This window comes from Dokdonia sp. Asnod1-B02, assembly GCF_045063955.1.
In the GTDB taxonomy this organism is placed as follows: domain Bacteria; phylum Bacteroidota; class Bacteroidia; order Flavobacteriales; family Flavobacteriaceae; genus Dokdonia.
In genome coordinates, this window is the sequence record NZ_JBEFNW010000002.1 from 2,185,441 (window position 1) to 2,204,592 (window position 19,152).

The 19,152-nt window shown below is 36.1% G+C and carries 12 protein-coding genes; 8 read left to right on the plus strand and 4 right to left on the minus strand.

All coding sequences use genetic code 11. The annotated features are described in order from the left end of the window. The first annotated feature begins 17 nt into the window (after positions 1-17). The 3 genes from ACJJVU_RS09995 (at position 18) to ACJJVU_RS10005 (ending at position 6,235) form a co-directional block, all read left to right on the plus strand. Complete coding sequence (locus tag ACJJVU_RS09995) at positions 18-707, plus strand: TIGR00730 family Rossman fold protein (RefSeq protein WP_035337030.1); 690 nt, start codon at positions 18-20, stop codon at positions 705-707. 171 nt (positions 708-878) lie between these two features. Further along, the gene (locus ACJJVU_RS10000; RefSeq protein WP_405224840.1) at positions 879-3,644 is read left to right on the plus strand and encodes a metalloprotease; all 2,766 of its coding nucleotides are present in this window, start codon (positions 879-881) and stop codon (positions 3,642-3,644) included. Positions 3,645-3,826: 182 nt separating this feature from the next. Further along, positions 3,827-6,235 carry a thiamine pyrophosphate-dependent enzyme gene (locus tag ACJJVU_RS10005; RefSeq protein ID WP_405224843.1) on the plus strand — a complete coding sequence of 803 codons (2,409 nt, stop codon included), beginning with the start codon at positions 3,827-3,829 and terminating at the stop codon, positions 6,233-6,235. A gap of 120 nt (positions 6,236-6,355) precedes the next feature. On the opposite strand, the gene ACJJVU_RS10010 is transcribed toward ACJJVU_RS10005, so the two are convergent. Then, the gene (locus tag ACJJVU_RS10010) at positions 6,356-8,404 is read right to left on the minus strand and encodes an HD family phosphohydrolase (RefSeq protein WP_405224846.1); all 2,049 of its coding nucleotides are present in this window, start codon (positions 8,402-8,404) and stop codon (positions 6,356-6,358) included. Between the two features lie 139 nt (positions 8,405-8,543). On the opposite strand from ACJJVU_RS10010, the gene ACJJVU_RS10015 reads away from it, so the two are divergent. Together ACJJVU_RS10015 and ACJJVU_RS10020 are read left to right on the plus strand one after the other, a co-directional pair. Next, on the plus strand, positions 8,544-9,725 hold the full coding sequence (locus tag ACJJVU_RS10015) for an acetyl-CoA C-acyltransferase (RefSeq protein WP_339844582.1): 1,182 nt from the start codon (positions 8,544-8,546) through the stop codon (positions 9,723-9,725). Positions 9,726-9,740: 15 nt separating this feature from the next. Continuing rightward, positions 9,741-10,490 carry an NlpC/P60 family protein gene (locus ACJJVU_RS10020; RefSeq protein ID WP_405224850.1) on the plus strand — a complete coding sequence of 250 codons (750 nt, stop codon included), beginning with the start codon at positions 9,741-9,743 and terminating at the stop codon, positions 10,488-10,490. Positions 10,491-10,564: 74 nt separating this feature from the next. Here ACJJVU_RS10020 and ACJJVU_RS10025 read toward each other — a convergent pair whose 3' ends face one another. After that, the gene (locus ACJJVU_RS10025) at positions 10,565-11,821 is read right to left on the minus strand and encodes a tetratricopeptide repeat protein (protein WP_405224853.1); all 1,257 of its coding nucleotides are present in this window, start codon (positions 11,819-11,821) and stop codon (positions 10,565-10,567) included. 64 nt (positions 11,822-11,885) lie between these two features. Beyond that, the gene (gyrA, locus tag ACJJVU_RS10030) at positions 11,886-14,432 is read right to left on the minus strand and encodes a DNA gyrase subunit A (protein ID WP_405224856.1); all 2,547 of its coding nucleotides are present in this window, start codon (positions 14,430-14,432) and stop codon (positions 11,886-11,888) included. A 251-nt stretch (positions 14,433-14,683) separates the two neighbouring features. Here gyrA and ACJJVU_RS10035 point away from each other — a divergent pair, with 251 nt between their 5' ends. The 3 genes from ACJJVU_RS10035 to ACJJVU_RS10045 all read left to right on the plus strand — a co-directional run bounded on the left by ACJJVU_RS10035 (position 14,684) and on the right by ACJJVU_RS10045 (position 18,227). Then, complete coding sequence (locus tag ACJJVU_RS10035) at positions 14,684-17,236, plus strand: ATP-dependent Clp protease ATP-binding subunit (RefSeq protein ID WP_405224859.1); 2,553 nt, start codon at positions 14,684-14,686, stop codon at positions 17,234-17,236. Between the two features lie 237 nt (positions 17,237-17,473). Then, entirely contained in the window at positions 17,474-17,782 is a 309-nt protein-coding gene (locus ACJJVU_RS10040; protein WP_405224862.1) for a hypothetical protein, read from the plus strand. Between the two features lie 76 nt (positions 17,783-17,858). Beyond that, positions 17,859-18,227: a hypothetical protein gene (locus tag ACJJVU_RS10045; RefSeq protein WP_405224865.1), complete on the plus strand. Its 369-nt coding sequence runs from the start codon at positions 17,859-17,861 to the stop codon at positions 18,225-18,227. Between the two features lie 145 nt (positions 18,228-18,372). On the opposite strand, the gene ACJJVU_RS10050 is transcribed toward ACJJVU_RS10045, so the two are convergent. Further along, positions 18,373-19,089 carry an SDR family oxidoreductase gene (locus tag ACJJVU_RS10050; protein ID WP_405224868.1) on the minus strand — a complete coding sequence of 239 codons (717 nt, stop codon included), beginning with the start codon at positions 19,087-19,089 and terminating at the stop codon, positions 18,373-18,375. Positions 19,090-19,152 lie beyond the last annotated feature (63 nt).

Consider the following 19,152-nt stretch of genomic DNA (forward strand, 5'->3'; position numbering starts at 1 on the left):
CAACACTAAATATAATTATGAGCAACGAAAATAGACCTAAAGGCTGGAACGAGAAAAAAACAAATGATTCTTGGGCTATCTTTAAGATAATGGGAGAATTTGTAAATGGATTTGAAAAAATGAGCCGTATAGGTCCATGTGTATCCATTTTTGGAAGTGCGAGAACTAAACCAGATAATAAGTATTACAAACTAGCTACCGAAGTTGCCGAAAAAATTGCAGATAACGGTTATGGTGTAATTACTGGTGGTGGTCCAGGTATCATGGAAGCGGGTAACCGCGGTGCACACCTTGCAGGAGGAACATCTGTAGGACTTAACATTGAACTTCCTTTTGAGCAACACGACAATCCATATATCGATAGTGATAAGAGTTTAGACTTTGACTACTTCTTCGTGCGTAAAGTGATGTTTGTAAAGTACTCACAGGGATTTGTAGTAATGCCAGGAGGTTTTGGTACTCTTGATGAACTTTTTGAGGCAATCACACTTATTCAAACACATAAAATTCAGAAGTTTCCTATTATTCTTGTTGGCACAGAATTTTGGGGAGGACTTATGGATTGGGTAAAGACAACTTTACTTGATAGTTTCCAGAACATCAGCGCTGGAGATATGGATCTTATACACCTTGTAGATACTTCAGATGAGGTAATTGAGGTGCTTAATAACTTCTATGATGAATACCAATTGAGTCCTAATTTCTAAAGGTGTTACGCTTTCGCGAAAGCGTGAAAACTACATATAACAGTAAAACAAAAACAGCTTTTTCTATTACAAATTAACACATCCCTTTTCTAGTTGAGACACACCCTAAAATCTCTGTATGCTTTTATCTCATTGCTTCTCTTAAGTGTATTAGCCACGAGTCAACATACCATGGAAATTAATGCACAATTAATTCCAGATGAAAGAGCTATACATCTCAATCATACAATTACTATCACAAATACGTCTAGTGATGTGTGGAATGATGTATACTTAACAGACTGGGCACATAGTTTTTCTAGTAAAACCACACCACTAGCAAAGAGATTTTCTGAGTCTTTTGATAAGAAATTTCATCTTGCACCTGATAGTGATCGTGGTTTTACTAAAATGACTTCTATTGCAGGTCAGGGAACTATACTTCAATACACAAGACCCAAAAAACACCCTGATATCATAAAGGTTTTGTTGCATGAACCGCTATTGCCAGGTGCTTCTGTAAGAATGACCCTTGATTATACTGTAGTACTTCCAGATGTAAAATTTACAGACTACGGGATTACTAAAAATGGTGATTATAACTTGAGATATTGGTTTGTAACACCTGCCGTATATAACAATGGCTGGGAGTATTATAGCAACAAGAATCTTAACGATCGTTATTTTCCCCGAACAGATATACGCTTACAATTTTCTATTCCAAGAGGATATCAGCTAGTAACAGACCTTGAGCAAAATGACATTAGCAGTTCACATATTCAAGGTGAGAGACTTACTGTGCTTACAGGTAAAAATCGCACAGATGCTAAGATCTTTTTACTTAAAAACTCAAACTATGAAGAGGTTCAAACAGATTATGTAACCATTGTATCTAATCTGCATGACTACAGAATCCCTTCACCCTTAAGAGCTTTAATATCTGACCGCATTGCAGGTCATTTGCATAAAAATTTAGGCCAGTATCCCTTTGATAAAATTCTTGTTACAGATCTTGACTATAAAGAACAACCAGTATATGGGCTTAATCAGCTACCTAGTTTTATAAGTCCGTTCCCAGATGGTTTTCAATATGAAATTAAGCTTCTCAAGACAACGATCAACAACTATGTAAACAATACACTTCTAGTTAATCCAAGAACCGATAGATGGCTTATAGATGGCATTAAAGTTTACATGTTACAAAATTACATGGACACTTATTATCCTGATCTAAAGGTCGTAGGCTCTTTAGAAAAATACTGGCTTGTGCGACAGTTCTATGCTTCAGAACTTGAATTTAATGATCAGTTTAATATTTTATCTACTCATATATCTAGATTAAATCTTGATCAACCGCTAGATACACCCTACGACGAGCTAATTAAATACAACAAGAATATAGGCACGTCGTACAAAAGTGGCGTAGGACTTAATTACCTCAATGATTACATAGGAGATAATAAACTTGATGGGATTATTAAGAATTTTTATCAAAAATATAAGTCTCAACCACTCAGATCATCGCAGTTTGAAAAAGAAGTCAATGCTCAAATTAACAAGGATGTAGATTGGTTTTTTAAAGATTACATAACTTCTAATAAACGACTAGATTATGCCTTAAAAAATTCTAAGGTTAAAGGCGATTCTATTTATGTTGATGTAAAAAAGAAAGAGCGACGCTCCTCTCCTATTTCCATCTATAGCTTTAAGAATGACAGTCTTACAAGTAAGCGCTGGGTTTCTGGCACTCAGAAAATAGAAACACTTGCATACTCAAAAGAAGAAGCAGATAGGTTTGTCTTAAATTATGAGAATATCATTCCTGAAAATAACCTGAGAAACAACTACGAGAAACCCAATGCTTTTTTGAGCGTGGATAAACCCGTACAACTCAAATTCTTGCAAGATTTTGAAAACCCTGCAAAGAATCAGTTGTTTGTAATGCCCGTTGCTCAGTTTAATATATATGATGGTTTTATTCCTGGCGTGAAGCTCTACAATAAAACACTTTTAACAAAAGCTCTTAATTACAAAATAGAACCTCAAATAGGTTTAAAGTCTAAAAAGCTTATAGGTAGCGCTTCTGTATCGTATAGACATGACTATCAAAATCAAGGTCTCTACGCATTGAGATATGGGATTTCTGGAAATCGTTTTTCTTATGCACCAGATTTATTGTTTACAAGAGTTACACCGTTTGTAAATATGTCTTTTAGAACTTCTAACCTTAGGTCAAATAAGCGCCAGAGTGCATCTGCACGATTTGTAAGTGTACAACGACAAGAAGATCCCCTAATCGCATTACCTACTCCTAATTATGATGTACTTAACTTAAGATACACAAGATCAAATCCGGGAATTATTCATACACTAAACGTTACAGGAGATTTACAGTTTGCAAAAAACTTCGGGAAAGTATCTGGTAATATATTTTATAGAAGACTCTTCCTTAACAATAGACAATTAAATGTGCGCTTATTTGGCGGTGTATTTACCTACAACAATACACAGGCAGATGGCAACTTTTTTAGCTTTGCGCTAGATCGACCAACAGATTATTTATTTGATTATAACTACTATGGGCGATCTGAAGATAGCGGTTTATTCTCTCAACAAATTATCATTGCCGAGGGTGGTTTTAAATCACAGCTTGATGATGTAGCCCCTGTATTTGCAAATGACTGGATGTTTACAGCAAATGCAAGTACTACCCTCTGGAAGTATTTTTATGCTTATGGCGATGTTGGTGTAGTTAAAAATAAGAAAGCAAACGGAAGACTTGTGTATGACTCTGGGATTCAAGTAAGTCTACTTGATGACTACTTCGAACTATATTTTCCTTTGTACTCTAATTTAGGCTGGGAAATAGGCCAACCTAACTATGATCAGAAGATTAGGTTCCAACTACAAATAAGTTTTGATACGGTGATAAGACTTTTTTCACGAAAGTGGTACTAAAGATTCTCAAAAAGAACCGTTTAAGTTGTCATATTCTTAATAAAATCAAAAAATCTTGACTTTTGTTGAAAATGGACTGCGTAAAAAGCACTTCTAATGCGAAAATTATAAGTATTTAACGCAGCTACATATTGCATTGTGGATATGTTTTGGCTATTTTTACAATCAAATCTTTTAAACTTATGGCAATTACTTCTAATACCAAAGCAGCATTATCTTATGATGACTTTAAAGAATCTGTTCTTGAAGATTATCGAATCGCTGTTACTAGTAGAGAATGTAGTCTTTTAGGACGTAGAGAAGTCCTTACAGGAAAGGCAAAATTTGGAATTTTTGGTGATGGAAAGGAGCTTCCACAGTTAGCATGGGCACGCGCTTTTAAAAATGGTGACTTTAGATCTGGATATTACAGAGATCAAACGTTCATGATGGCCATAGACCATTTATCTATAGAAGAGTTTTTTGCTGGTTTATACGCACATACAGATATAGCATTTGACCCTATGAGTGCTGGAAAGCAAATGGGTGGTCACTTTGCAACACACAGTCTTGATAATGACGGTAACTGGAAAAACTTACTAGCTCAAAAGAATTCAAGCTCAGACATCTCTCCTACTGCTGGACAGATGCCTAGACTTTTAGGACTTGCGCAAGCTTCAAAAGTATACAGAAACGTTGCCGAAACTCAGAAAGAAAACTTCTCACATAATGGTGATGAAGTTGCTTGGGGAACGATAGGTAATGCTAGTACAAGTGAAGGTTTATTCTTTGAAACTATAAATGCTGCAGGTGTACTTCAAGTACCTATGGTAATAAGTGTTTGGGATGATGAATACGGAATTTCTGTTCACGCTAGACACCAAACTACAAAAGAGAGTATCTCTAAAATTCTTGCTGGTTTCCAGAGAGACGAAGAAGATAAGGGATATGAGATTATTAAAGTAAACGGATGGGATTATCCTGCACTAGTAGATGCATATGAACGTGCTGGAAAAATAGCCCGTGAAGAGCATGTACCAGTTTTAGTTCATGTTGTTGAGCTTACACAGCCTCAAGGGCACTCTACTTCTGGATCTCATGAACGCTATAAAGATCAAGATAGATTACAATGGGAACGTGAGAATGACTGTAATGTACAGTTCAGAAGCTGGCTTATTGATCAAGGTCTAGCTACAGACGAAGAACTTACTGTTATAGATAAAGATCTTAAAAAGAAAGTGCGAGATGGCAAGAAAGCTGCTTGGGAAGCATTTTTAAGACCTATTAAAAGTGAAAAAGAAAAAATAACATCAATATTAGAGGCACTCATTAAAAACTCTAGTAATGGTAGTTTTATAAAGCCGCTTTTTGAAAAGCTGGTAGAAAATAAGGAATCTCTCAAATGTGATTTACTTAGTACAGCGCGTAAAGCTTTACGTCTTACTATAGGTGAGGAATCTGATACTCACAAAGAACTCGCAGCATGGATTGATAACTATATTGCAACAATTCAACCACAGTACAGCGCACACTTATACAATGAAAATGGCAATGGTGCGACTTCAATAGAGGCTGTTGCCCCTACTTATGGAGAAGAAAACCTTGTAGATGGTCGCGTTATCTTAAGAGATAACTTTGATGCTATCTTTAGCAAATATCCTAATACACTTGTTTTTGGAGAAGATGCTGGAGCCATTGGTGATGTAAACCAAGGGCTAGAAGGAATGCAAGAGAAATACGGAGAGCATAGAGTTGCCGATGTAGGAATACGTGAAGCAACGATACTTGGTCAAGGAATAGGAATGGCGATGAGAGGCTTACGCCCTATTGCCGAAATTCAATACCTTGATTATATTCTATATGCAATCCAGATTATGAGTGATGATCTAGCAACTCTACGCTACAGAACTCATGGTAAACAAAAAGCACCACTTATCGTAAGAACTCGAGGTCACAGACTAGAGGGAATATGGCACAGTGGATCACAAATGGGAGCCATCGTACATCTTCTTAGAGGTATGTACATTCTTACTCCTCGTAACATGGTGAAAGCTGCTGGTTTTTATAACACACTATTAGAAAGTGATGAGCCTGCACTAGTTGTTGAGTGCTTAAACGGTTACCGTTTAAAAGAAAACTTGCCTACTAACATAGGAGAATTTAAAACTCCAATAGGTGTTGTCGAAACTGTAAAAGAAGGGACAGATATCACAGTCCTTTCTTACGGAAGTACACTGCGTATCGTTATGGAAGTTGCAAAAGAACTTCTAACTGTAGGTATCAACATCGAAGTAATTGATGCTCAATCCTTATTACCATTTGACCTTAATCACGATGTTATTGAGAGTATTAAAAAGACAAATCGTTTTATCGTTATAGATGAAGATATGCCAGGTGGAGCTAGTGCTTACTTACTTAATGCGGTATTAAATGAGCAAGATGCTTACAAATATCTAGATAGCAAGCCAGAAACGATGACTGCTAAAGCACATAGACCAGCGTATGGTACAGATGGAGATTACTTCTCTAAACCTTCGGCAGATGATATATTTGAGAAAATATACAGTATGATGAACGAAGTTAATCCTTCTAGTTTTCCTAAGTTGAGATAAGAAACTTAGTCTAAATATAAAACGAGATACATTAATTTGTATCTCGTTTTTTTTTTACGCTTTCGCGAAAGCGTTACTAACTAATACTACTCCGTTAGAATATTTTTTTTAATCTACCTCCTACTCTGGATATTCAATCCTGAGGTGATAAATGTTATTAAGCTTCTTTTTAAGTACTTTCTTAATCTGCTGAATTTCTTTGAATGTAATATTTGCATTAAGAAACTGCCCTTCATCCATTTGCTTCTTGATTATCTTTTCTACAAAAGCATCTATAAGTGTTGAAGTTGGATTTTTAAGACTCTTGGAAGCAGCCTCTACACTATCTGCCATCATTAATATCGCAGTTTCTTTACTAAAAGGTAACGGTCCTGGATATTGAAAATCTGTGATTAGTGTGTCCTCATTAATTTCCTTTTCCTTAAAATAAAAATACTGTACAGTACTGGTACCGTGATGCGTACGTATAAAATCGATTACACGATCTGGTAAATTGTATTTGCGTGCTAGTTCAATTCCATTGATCACGTGATCTATGATAATGCGTGCACTTTCTTTTGGAGATAAATCATCGTGACTATTAATACCTGTAGCTTGGTTTTCTGTAAAATCTGTGGGATTTTCTATTTTACCAATATCATGATAAAGAGCTCCTACCCTAACAAGCATGGCGTTTGCACCTATTTCATTTGCTGCTGCTTCAGATAAGTTTGCTACATTGAGACTATGGTGAAAAGTACCAGGAGCTTCATCTGCGAGGCGCTTGAGAAGCTTTGAGTTAGTATCTGATAATTCTAATAGTGAAACATCACTCACCAAACCAAAAACCTTTTCATAAATATAGATGAGCGGCTGTACAAATAGTGTTGCTAGACCAGCGAGTAAAAACATACCAAAGTCTTCCCACTGCAGCCCCTCCATTCCACCTTCACTTATAATATTAAATGCAAAATATGCTAGAATATAAATGAGTGTAATTTGACCTATGGAGATAAAGAGATTTGCTCTTTTATATAATTCCGGTATTGTTAAAATAGTTACAATACCTGCAATGACTTGTAAGAAAAAATATTCAAAACTATCTGGCACTATAAATCCTAATAATAGTATTGCAATTACATGTGTAAAAAGTCCCAATCGAGCGTCAAAAAATGCTTTGATAATGAGTGGTAGTATACACATAGGTACAGCATATACATACTGAGGACTCCACTTCACAACTATCGTTGTAAGAAGCACCATCACTAGAACATTGAAAAATATAAAGGTTACTTTAGTATTATTTAAAAATACAGAAAGTCGATAAGTTCGTATAAAAAGAAGCAACATTACGAGTGCTAGCAGCACTAACAAGATGTATCCAAAGAGCACCCAATTATAACGCGAATCACTTATGTTTTGCGACTCGTATTTGGCTTTTAGAGATAGTAATTTTTGCAGATTATCACCTTCTACGAGTTCTCCTCTTGCTATCACAATACTTCCCTTAGGTACTATATTGCGTGTTTCTGAAATCTGACCAAGCTCTATATCAAGTGTCTCCTTTGTAAGAACTTCATCTAACGAAACATTTGCTTCTAGTCCATCAAAATAAAGCTGAAGGTATTTATTAGAGTATGCTGCATAAGCACCATTCTCAATGACAGATGTAAGATCATCTGTTACATTATTAAGTACTGAAATTTGGTTTAACCTCATTTCATACACTTCATTTCCTTTTTTTATGAAAATAAGTCGGCCAGAATCATAGACAGGTTTGTTTTTTATAACACCAGTTTTGTAAACTCCCTTTAGCAAATTACTTCCATACCTTCTCAATTCTGGTTTTGGAAATTGATAATCAATACTATCAGGAAATACCTTATCAAAATTTTCATCATAAGATGCTATGATGTTATCTACAATGCCTTGATTATAATTAAAGTACACTGCAGATTGAGACTTTACCTGACTACGTTCTTCTTCTAGTTCTGTAGCACTTTTTAAAATAGCAAAATCCTCATCTGCATAAAGATTTTCATACTGCCATGGAAATCCCTTTTGAATCTCGTATTGGAATTTTCCGCTTTTCGGAAAAAAATAAACAATAAATCCTGCACAAATGAAGACAAGCAAGAGCTTGTAGATGAGATCTTGATGTTTATAAAACTTTTGTGCAGTGCTGCTCATAGGGTTGTCTAGTATGAAGCTAAAGTACTAAATTATTATCGCTTGATATACCACTTAGAGCGTCGCTATAGATTCTAAAATCTTCAAATTTTCCTTACATTCGCAAGAGAAAAATTTAGTACTTCAAACACACAAATATATGAGTAAGAACGTTGTTATAGTTGCGGCTGCACGCACACCGATAGGGAGTTTCATGGGAGCTTTATCCTCTGTTACTGCTAGTAAACTTGGATCAATCGCTATAAAAGGCGCTTTAGATAAAATTAACCTTGACCCTTCACTTGTAAGTGAAGTATATATGGGTAACGTGGTACAAGCTGGTGTAGGTCAAGCACCTGCAAGACAAGCTGCACTAGGAGCTGGAATACCAGATACTGTACCTTGTACTACTGTAAATAAAGTATGTGCTTCAGGAATGAAAGCTGTTATGATGGCTGCACAAGCAATTGCTCTAGGAGATGCAGATATTGTTGTTGCTGGTGGAATGGAAAATATGAGTCTTATTCCTCATTATGTTCAGTTACGTAATGGACATAAATTTGGACCGCAGACTATGGTAGACGGTATGCAAAAAGACGGTCTTGTAGATGCTTATGATGGTAACGCGATGGGTGTATGTGCAGATGCATGTGCAACTGAATATAAATTCTCACGTGAAGATCAAGATGCTTATGCTATCCAATCTTATAAGCGTAGTGCTGCTGCTTGGGAAGCTGGAAAGTTTGATAATGAAGTAGTACCAGTTCCAGTACCACAAAGACGTGGAGATGATGTTATCGTATCTCGCGATGAAGAATTTACAAATGTAAAAATGGAAAAAATTCCTGCTTTACGTCCTGCATTCTCAAAAGACGGAACAGTAACTGCTGCAAATGCATCTACAATTAACGATGGCGCTGGTGCTGTAATCGTAATGAGTGAAGAAAGAGCAAAAGAGCTTAACCTTACTCCACTTTGTACTATAAAAAGTTATGCAGATGCTGCACATGAGCCAGAGTGGTTTACTACTGCACCTTCAAAAGCATTACCTAAGGCTCTTGCAAAGGCAGGTGTAGCTCAAAGCGATATTGAGTTTTTTGAGTTTAATGAAGCATTCTCTGTAGTAGGTCTAGCAAATATGAAAATATTAGGCTTAACAGACGAAAACGTAAATGTAAATGGAGGAGCTGTTTCTTTAGGACATCCATTAGGATGTAGTGGAGTGCGTATTCTTATTACACTTATGAATGTCCTGAAGCAAAACGACGCAACACTAGGTGCTGCCGCGATTTGTAATGGTGGTGGAGGTGCTTCAGCCATGGTAATAGAAAATCACAAATAAGAATAGTTATACCCTATGCGATACGGTATTTGCCAGCTTAGTATAGTCCCTATGCGCGCCGAACCTTCGGATCCTAGCGAACTTGTAAATCAAGTTCTATATGGTGAACATTTTAAGGTTGTGGAGCAACGCAAGCAATGGAGCCGTATTAAACTTTCTCATGATAAATATGAGGGATGGATTGATAATAAGCAATACGTAGAGATTAGTGAGGAGGAGTACGCTTTCGCGAAAGCGAAACAAACCACACTCACCACAGATCCTGTACAATTTATCACAACAGAACATAACCAACTACTTACGGTAGTGCTAGGTTCTTCTGTTGAAAATATTGCGCTTCTTAAAGATTCTTATGATGGCAATAGTCACACTGGAAAAACATCCAGAACGCAGCTTGTGGAAACGGCACTACTCTATCTAAAAACTCCATATTTATGGGGCGGAAGGACAACCTTTGGTATAGATTGTAGTGGTTTTACTCAAATGGTGTATCGACTTAATGGCTTTGAACTTAAAAGGGATGCTTCACAACAAGCAACACAAGGTGAGGCGTTAAGTTTTATAGAGGAAAGTGAACCTGGTGATCTAGCATTTTTTGACAATGCAGAGGGATTAATTACACACGTAGGTATTATTATGGAAGATAATTATATCATACACGCTCATGGAGAAGTGAGAATTGATCGCTTAGATCATTCTGGTATTTATAATGTACATAAGGGTGTACACACTCATAAATTAAGAGTGATTAAGAAAATTATATAGTTTAGATTTAAAATATCTCACAAAAAAATAGCCACTCAAATGAGTGGCTATTTTAATTTATAGAAGATAGAAGATTAGTTTCCTCCTTCTAGTTTTTCAATGTTTGCTTTCATTGCATCTGCCTTAGATGTTTCACCTAGTTGCTCATAGATTCCGTATAGAGATCTTGCTACATCAAGGTAATCAGGCTTTGCTGCTAATGCTTTTTCTAAGTAAGGAACAGCATTCTTGTAAACATCCTGACGTTTAAGTTTTAAAGCATCATACTTGTCATAGTCTGCTTTTGAAGTTCCTAAACTATTCATCTCATCCACAATTGCACGCTCATCAGATAAGATAAGAACAGCAATGTTATTATAAGCTGCAGCATATGTAGGATCAAGTTCAACAGCCTTCATGTAATATTCCTTTGCCTTTTCCTTATTTCCTTGTTGATCAGAACTTACACCTAGGTTATATAATAATTCTGGATTGTTAGGGTCTTTTTCAAGAACTTTTGCAATTACTTCTTGATACTTATCCATTCTCTTCATTTTAAGGTAGATGTCTGCCTCAGAACGTAATAATAAGATATCATCTGGATTCTCTTTACGAGCATCTGCCATTGCAGCAAGCGCCTTTTCATTTTCATCCTTAGAGATGTAGATAAGAGCGATGTTTTTTGCTATTTCTGCACTTTTAGAATCTCCTAACTGCTCTTCTGGTTTTACGTGAGTTTTAGCAAGTACTTGAAGATCTCTTTCTTGCTTGCTTGGAAAATTTTCAACTTCGCTTGTCTCAACATTAGTTGCTACGTAAGAAACTTCTCTTCCTTTAAAACCTAAGTCTTTAAGCTGCTCATAATAACCTAATGCAGTATCGTAATCTTTTCCATTGATTGCATTTGATGCCGCAAAGTATAAGTATACAGTATCCTTCTTACTTAAGTTATATGCTTTTTCAAGTTTTGTTGCTGCACTTGCATAATCTTGACCATTTTGATCTGCTACTGCACCATTGATATAAGCATTTGTAACATTTGCAAGACCTGCTTCTGCTTCATTACTATACTTAGTATCCTTTAGATCTGAATAAGCCATTGCTGCTTTTTCTAGATCCTCTTGATTTTGATTATCTACTCCTAAATATGCCTGAGCTTTAAGAAGCATGAACTTCTCTTTTGTTTTCTCATCCATATTAGCTGTCAGAGCTTCGGCAGCTCCTAGTAGCGTTTTTGCTTCAGTATAGCTTCCAGACTTAATAGCCTTCTCTATAGCTTTTACTTCCTTTTTCTGTGCAAATGCCATTGATGTTGCGGCAAGTGCTATTGCTAAAAATAGTTTACTTTTCATTGTAATGGTTTAATTAATATAAGGGTTTCAAAATTACTACTTTTTTATCAACCCTTGATTATCGCTACTCCTCTTCATCAGATGAGTTTTGTTCTTGGGCTGTTGACTCTCCAGTAGGGTTCTCAGTAGTTTCACCTACTACTCCTTCTAGATCTTCTTCATCTATTGCATCATCGTCGCTTTTTACTTTGGCAACAGCTGCAATAGAATCATTTCCTTTAAGATTTATAAGTCTAACACCTTGTGTTGCTCTACCCATAACTCTAAGAGAAGCTACTTCCATTCTTATGGCAATACCAGATTTATTGATAATCATAAGATCATCATCATCTGTTACATTTTTAATAGCTACAAGTTCACCGGTTTTCTCTGTTACAGAAATAGTTTTTACACCTTTTCCTCCACGGTTAGTAATTCTGTAATCTTCAAGACTACTACGCTTACCATATCCTTTTTCTGAAACAACTAGAATATTGCTTTCTACGTCATTTACAGAAACCATACCTATGACCTCGTCTTGATCATTTGCAAGAGTTATGCCACGAACGCCAGAAGCGTTTCTTCCCATAGGTCTTGTCTTGCTTTCCTCAAAGCGTATCGCCTTACCAGACTTAAGTGCAAGCATTACTTGACTTTCTCCTGTAGTAAGTTTTGCAGATAGTAATTCATCATCATCCTTAATGGTAATTGCATTAATACCATTAGTACGAGGACGAGAATATTGCTCTAAAGCCGTCTTCTTCACTTGTCCTTTTTTAGTAGCCATGATTATAAAGTGATTATTGATGTATTCCTCATCTTTTAAATCACCGGTACATACAAATGCTTTTACTTCATCATCTTGCTCTATATTGATAAGATTTTGAATCGCACGACCTTTTGAAGTTTTACTGCCTTCTGGAATTTCAAATACACGCATCCAGAAACATTTTCCTTTTTGTGTGAAGAATAACATGTACTGGTGGTTTGTACCCACAAATAAATGCTCTAGAAAATCCTCATTACGAGTAGTAGATGCTTTTGTACCTACTCCTCCTCTATTTTGTGTTTTATATTCTGTAAGTGAAGTTCTCTTAATATATCCAGCATTTGAAATGGTAATTACCACTTTCTCATCTGGAATAAGATCTGTGATACTCACATCTCCTCCAGCATACTCAATAACAGAACGACGCTCATCACCATATTTATCTTTGATTTCTTGAAGCTCTTCTCTAATGATCGTCATACGACGTTCTTTATGAGCAAGAATATCCTTTAAATCATCAATAGTTTTCATGATCTCGTCATACTCTGTACGCAACTTGTCTTGTTCCAGACCTGTAAGTTGACGTAAACGCATCTCTACAATCGCCTTTGCTTGAATTTCAGAAAGCTTAAAGCGTTCGATTAAGTTGTTACGAGCTTCATCACCGTTTGCACTTGCACGTATAATTGCAATTACTTCATCTATATTATCAGATGCTATGATAAGTCCCTCTAGAATGTGAGCACGATCTTCAGCTTTTTTAAGCAAGTATTCTGTACGTCTCACAACCACTACGTGACGGTGTTCTACAAAATGATGAATCATGTCCTTAAGATTAAGCATCTCAGGACGTCCATTAACTAAGGCAATATTATTAACACTAAAAGAAGATTGTAGTGCAGTATATTTATATAATTTATTAAGAACGATATTAGGAATACCATCACGTTTAATTACATAAACGATACGCATTCCATTACGGTCAGATTCATCACGAATAGCAGAGATCCCTTCGATCTTCTTATCGTTAATCATATCTGCCGTTTTCTTAATCATATCTGCCTTATTGACTTGATATGGTATCTCCGTAACGATGATACACTCACGACCTTTAACTTCTTCAAACTCTGCCTTTGCACGCATTACAACACGACCACGACCAGTTTTAAAAGCTTCTCTTACTCCGTCATAACCATAAATGGTACCACCAGTAGGAAAATCTGGAGCTTTTACATGCTCCATTAGTTCATCTATAGTAACATCATTGTTATCTATGTAAGCATGAATACCGTCTACAACTTCAGAAAGGTTGTGTGGAGGCATATTTGTCGCCATACCTACTGCAATACCAGAAGCGCCATTAATAAGTAAGCCTGGCACTCTTGTAGGAAGCACCGTAGGCTCCTTAAGAGTATCATCAAAGTTAAGTTGATGATCTACAGTGTCCTTATCAATATCTGCAAGCATATCCTCAGATATCTTTTGCATTCTAGCCTCCGTATAACGCATTGCTGCTGGGCTATCACCATCCACAGACCCAAAGTTACCTTGACCATCTACGAGCATGTAACGTAAGCTCCATTCTTGAGCCATACGCACCATAGCGTCATATACAGAGGTATCTCCGTGTGGGTGATACTTACCTAATACTTCTCCTACTATTCTAGCACTTTTTTTATGAGCACCGCTTGCTCGTATTCCTAACTCGTGCATCCCAAAAAGAACACGACGGTGTACTGGTTTAAGACCATCGCGTACATCGGGTAATGCACGTGACACGATAACCGACATCGAGTAATCGATGTAAGCAGATTTCATTTCATCTTCAATATTAATCGAGATCAGCTTTTCTCCTGCAGCCATATATAAATTGATTAGATTTTATGTCAAAATTTTACTAGCTAGCAATGTAAGCATTTTGAAGGTTTTTTAAGGGTTCACGCTTTCGCGAAAGCGTACTATTTATCAACAAATTTTAACAAAGTCTTTTAATAACTACCTAAAGCCCTTGAAGGCAAATTGTCAGGTATTTTTGGTAATTTGGACTAATGACTTTAAGCGGAATGATTTTTGAACCAGTTTGCTTAAATTTACCTTAGAAAGAGAAGATAGATATGGACGATAATTTTTCACCAAGAGTAAAAGATGTGATTGCTTATAGTAAGGAAGAGGCCTTGAGGTTAGGTCATGACTTTATAGGTACGGAGCACTTACTACTTGGCTTATTAAGAGACGGAAGCGGTAAAGCAATCGATATTTTAGGAGCTTTAAATATAGACTTAGAGCACTTAAGGCGTAAGGTTGAGATACTAAGTCCGGCAAACCCCAACTTGAACTTACAGAGTAACGATAAGAAAAACTTACACCTTACTCGCCAGGCAGAGCGTGCACTTAAGACCACATTCTTAGAAGCAAAGCTTTTTCAAAGTTCATCAATAAATACGGCTCACTTATTATTATGTGTATTGCGTAATGAAAATGATCCTACCACAAAACTGCTCAATCGACTTAAAGTAGATTATGACAGTGTAAAAGACCAATTTAAATTAATGATGGCAAACGAAAGCGATGAATATATAGAGCCTATTAAGTCAGAATCTTTTAGTGATGATGCCGATAATAGCGATGAAGGATCAAAAGAAAATCCTTTTAACAGCCCTTCTACGCCTAAAGGAGGAAAGAAAAGTAAAACACCTGTTCTAGATAACTTTGGTAGAGACCTTACTGCAATGGCAGACGAGGGTAAACTTGATCCAGTAGTAGGACGCGAGAAAGAAATAGAACGTGTCTCTCAGATTTTGAGCAGACGTAAAAAGAATAACCCTCTTTTAATAGGAGAACCTGGAGTAGGTAAATCTGCTATTGCAGAAGGACTTGCTTTACGTATCGTTCAACGAAAGGTATCTCGTATTCTTTTTGACAAGCGTGTGGTTACTCTTGATCTTGCTAGCCTTGTGGCTGGAACAAAGTATAGAGGACAGTTTGAAGAACGCATGAAAGCGGTGATGAATGAGCTTGAGAAGAATGATGACATTATTCTTTTTATTGATGAAATTCACACGATTGTAGGTGCAGGTGGAGCAACAGGATCTCTTGATGCATCAAATATGTTTAAACCAGCTTTAGCTCGAGGCGAAATACAATGTGTTGGAGCTACTACGTTAGATGAATTCCGTCAGCATATAGAAAAAGATGGAGCCCTAGAGCGTCGTTTCCAAAAAGTAATCGTAGAGCCTACAACAGTTGAAGAAACTATTGAAATCCTACAAAACATTAAAGGAAAATACGAAGAGCATCATAACGTAACATACACGGATGAGGCTATTGAAGCTTGTGTAAAGCTCACTAATAGGTATATGACAGACAGATTTCTACCAGACAAGGCTATTGATGCGCTGGATGAGGCTGGATCTCGTGTGCATATTACAAATATAGACGTTCCAAAGAAAATTCTAGAACTAGAAAATAAGCTAGAAGAAGTAAGAGAACTCAAAACATCTGTTGTTAAAAAGCAGAAGTATGAAGAGGCTGCGAAGTTAAGAGATGACGAGAAAACCTTAGAAAAGGAACTTGCAATTGCTCAAGAGCGCTGGGAAGAAGATGCAAAGCTTCATAAAGAAGAGGTATCTGAAGATAATGTTGCAGATGTAGTGAGTATGATGACGGGAATCCCTGTTAATCGTATTGCACAAACAGAAAGTAACAAACTTGCCGAACTACCTGCTATCATTAAGAAAAATGTAATAGGTCAGGACGAAGCAGTTGCTAAAGTAGCTAAGGCTATACAACGTAACAGAGCAGGATTAAAAGATCCTAATAAGCCTATAGGTTCTTTTATTTTCTTAGGACAAACGGGTGTAGGTAAAACGCAACTAGCAAAAGTCCTTGCAAAGGAACTATTTGATAATCAAGATGCACTCATACGTATTGATATGAGTGAGTACATGGAGAAATTCTCAATATCTAGATTAGTAGGAGCGCCTCCTGGATACGTAGGTTATGAAGAAGGTGGACAACTTACAGAAAAAGTGCGTCGTAAGCCTTATGCAGTAGTACTTCTTGATGAAATAGAAAAAGCGCATCCAGATGTGTTTAATATGCTATTGCAAGTACTAGACGATGGTTTCTTAACAGATTCTTTAGGTCGTAAAATCGATTTTAGAAATACAATCATCATTATGACATCTAATATAGGTGCAAGAAAACTCAAAGACTTTGGTCAAGGAGTTGGTTTTGGTACCGCTACTCGTAAAACTCAAGTAGACGATAATGCTAGAAGTATTATCCAGAATGCACTTAAAAAGGCCTTTGCACCTGAGTTTTTAAATCGTGTGGATGATGTTGTAGTATTTAATGCACTAGAGCGTGAGGATATTCATAAAATCATTGATATTGAACTTGCAAAACTATTTACTAGAATCAAAGACTTAGGATATGACTTATCTCTTAGCGAAAAAGCTAAAGATTACATAAGTGATAAAGGATTTGATAAAGAGTATGGAGCAAGACCGCTTAAGAGAGCTATTCAAAAATATATTGAAGATGCACTAGCTGAGGAGATTATAAATTCTCAACTAAAAGAAGGTGACAGTATCTTCATGGATTTTGATGAGAAGAAAGAAGAACTAGTAATTGATATAAAAAAGGCAGCACCGACAGAGTCGTAGTTATAGCCAGGTATTTATAAAAAATCCCCGAAAGGTCTAATTGACTTTTTGGGGATTTTTTTATTAAAAGTACTATGCATACATTGTTAATGTATTGATAAATAGATTATTGTATTAGGTATTATTATTATCTTAAATGTCTAAGTCCCCCATGCATTTATGACACAATCAATAGAACACCACTTAAGTTTATCATTCGGCGAGATAACTGTCTATAACGACTATGTTTATACGGTTATGAACGAAGGCATAACCGTATCACCAAATCTGAACGATATTCTCCTTGCTGTAGCCGAAATCTATTATAGTGATAGAGAATTTGTCTATATAACTCACAGAATTAACTCCTACTCCATTGACCCTATTGTTTACATAGAAACTTCAAAAATTAAAAACTTAAAAGGTTTTATAGCCGTTTGTCCAAACAAGAGTCTTATTGAATCTTTTAGAATTGAAAAATTATTTTTTGAAAAGCCTTTTGCAGTATACCAAACCCTAGATGAGGCCCTAGCATATAAGGAAGAATTGCTCACTGGTAAACAATGATTTTTTTGTGGTAAATACTTTTATCTTATTTAAAAAAGAAAGAGTTTTGCGCACAAATTAATTCCCCCTACAACTCTTGAAAAATATTAAAGAATTTGAATTTGGAAAAATCCAAATCGAAGACAATTTTGTTATTGGTATTATGAAAGAAGGCTCTCATGTAGATCGAGAGTCTAACCAATTACTACTATCATTTTGCAACGACTATTTTAATGATGAGCCATTTGGCTACATTTCATATAGACTCAATTCATATTCAGTAGACCCTACGGTATATATGGATGCTGGAAATCATTGTGGTCTTAAAGCCATAGCTGTTGTTTTTGATAATCCGCTTATTAAATCCAATGTATTATTAGAAAAGCAATTTTTTAACCAACCCTTTGAGTCTTTCAATACTGTAAATGACGCAAAGACTTGGTTGTCTCAGCTGCTAGTTAAATAAGGCTTTTGCAATATGATGTGATTAAATAACTTAATATCATAGAGCACATCTACAAACTATTTATAATTTTAATAAAAGTATTGTTGAATAAAAAAGCCTTCAATTTTAGATAAAATTGAAGGCTTTTTATTAGATTAATTTACTGTTATTTAGTAGGTGGTTTAGATGGACGCACTTCTATTTTACTAGGTAATGTCCTTGGATGCATTTTGAGAAGATCAACGGTAATCTGACCAAGATCCTCTGGTTGTATGCGCCAGTCAGTACCTTCCTCTGGTGATCTACCTCCAAAATGGCTACTTACAGAACCTGGCATAATGGTAGTCACTTTTACATTATCTTGTCTTAAGTCTAACATAAGGGCTTGTGAGAATCCTGTTAAGCCAAATTTGCTCGCGTTATAAGCTGTTCCTTTTTCAAAGAAATTTGTTCCCGCAAGACTAGAAATTGTAAAAATATATCCTTCTGTTTTTTTAAGTGCTTCAAGTGACGCTTTTACTGAGTAGAAAACTCCTGTAAGATTGGTATCAATGGTCTCATCCCATTGCTTTATAGACATATCTGCAATACTCTCAAAATGCCCTAAACCTGCATTTGCAATGAGTACATCAATTTTTCCAAATTTATCTAGTACTGCTTTTACCGCATTTTGCTGGCTTTCATAATTCCTTACATCTGCCTTAATACCGAGAATGTAATTATCATTTTCAGTTAGTTCATGAGCTGCTTCTTGAGCACCTTTCTCATCTCTTCCCGTGATTGCAACCTTCATCCCTTGATGCAACAAGGCTTCGGCTATACCGCGTCCTATACCTTTAGTTCCACCAGTTATTAATGCGACTTTATCTTTTAATGATTCCATGATTACGTGTTTTTTATAAAGATAATCACGCTTTCGCGAAAGCTAACAAGAAATTTTCTTAAA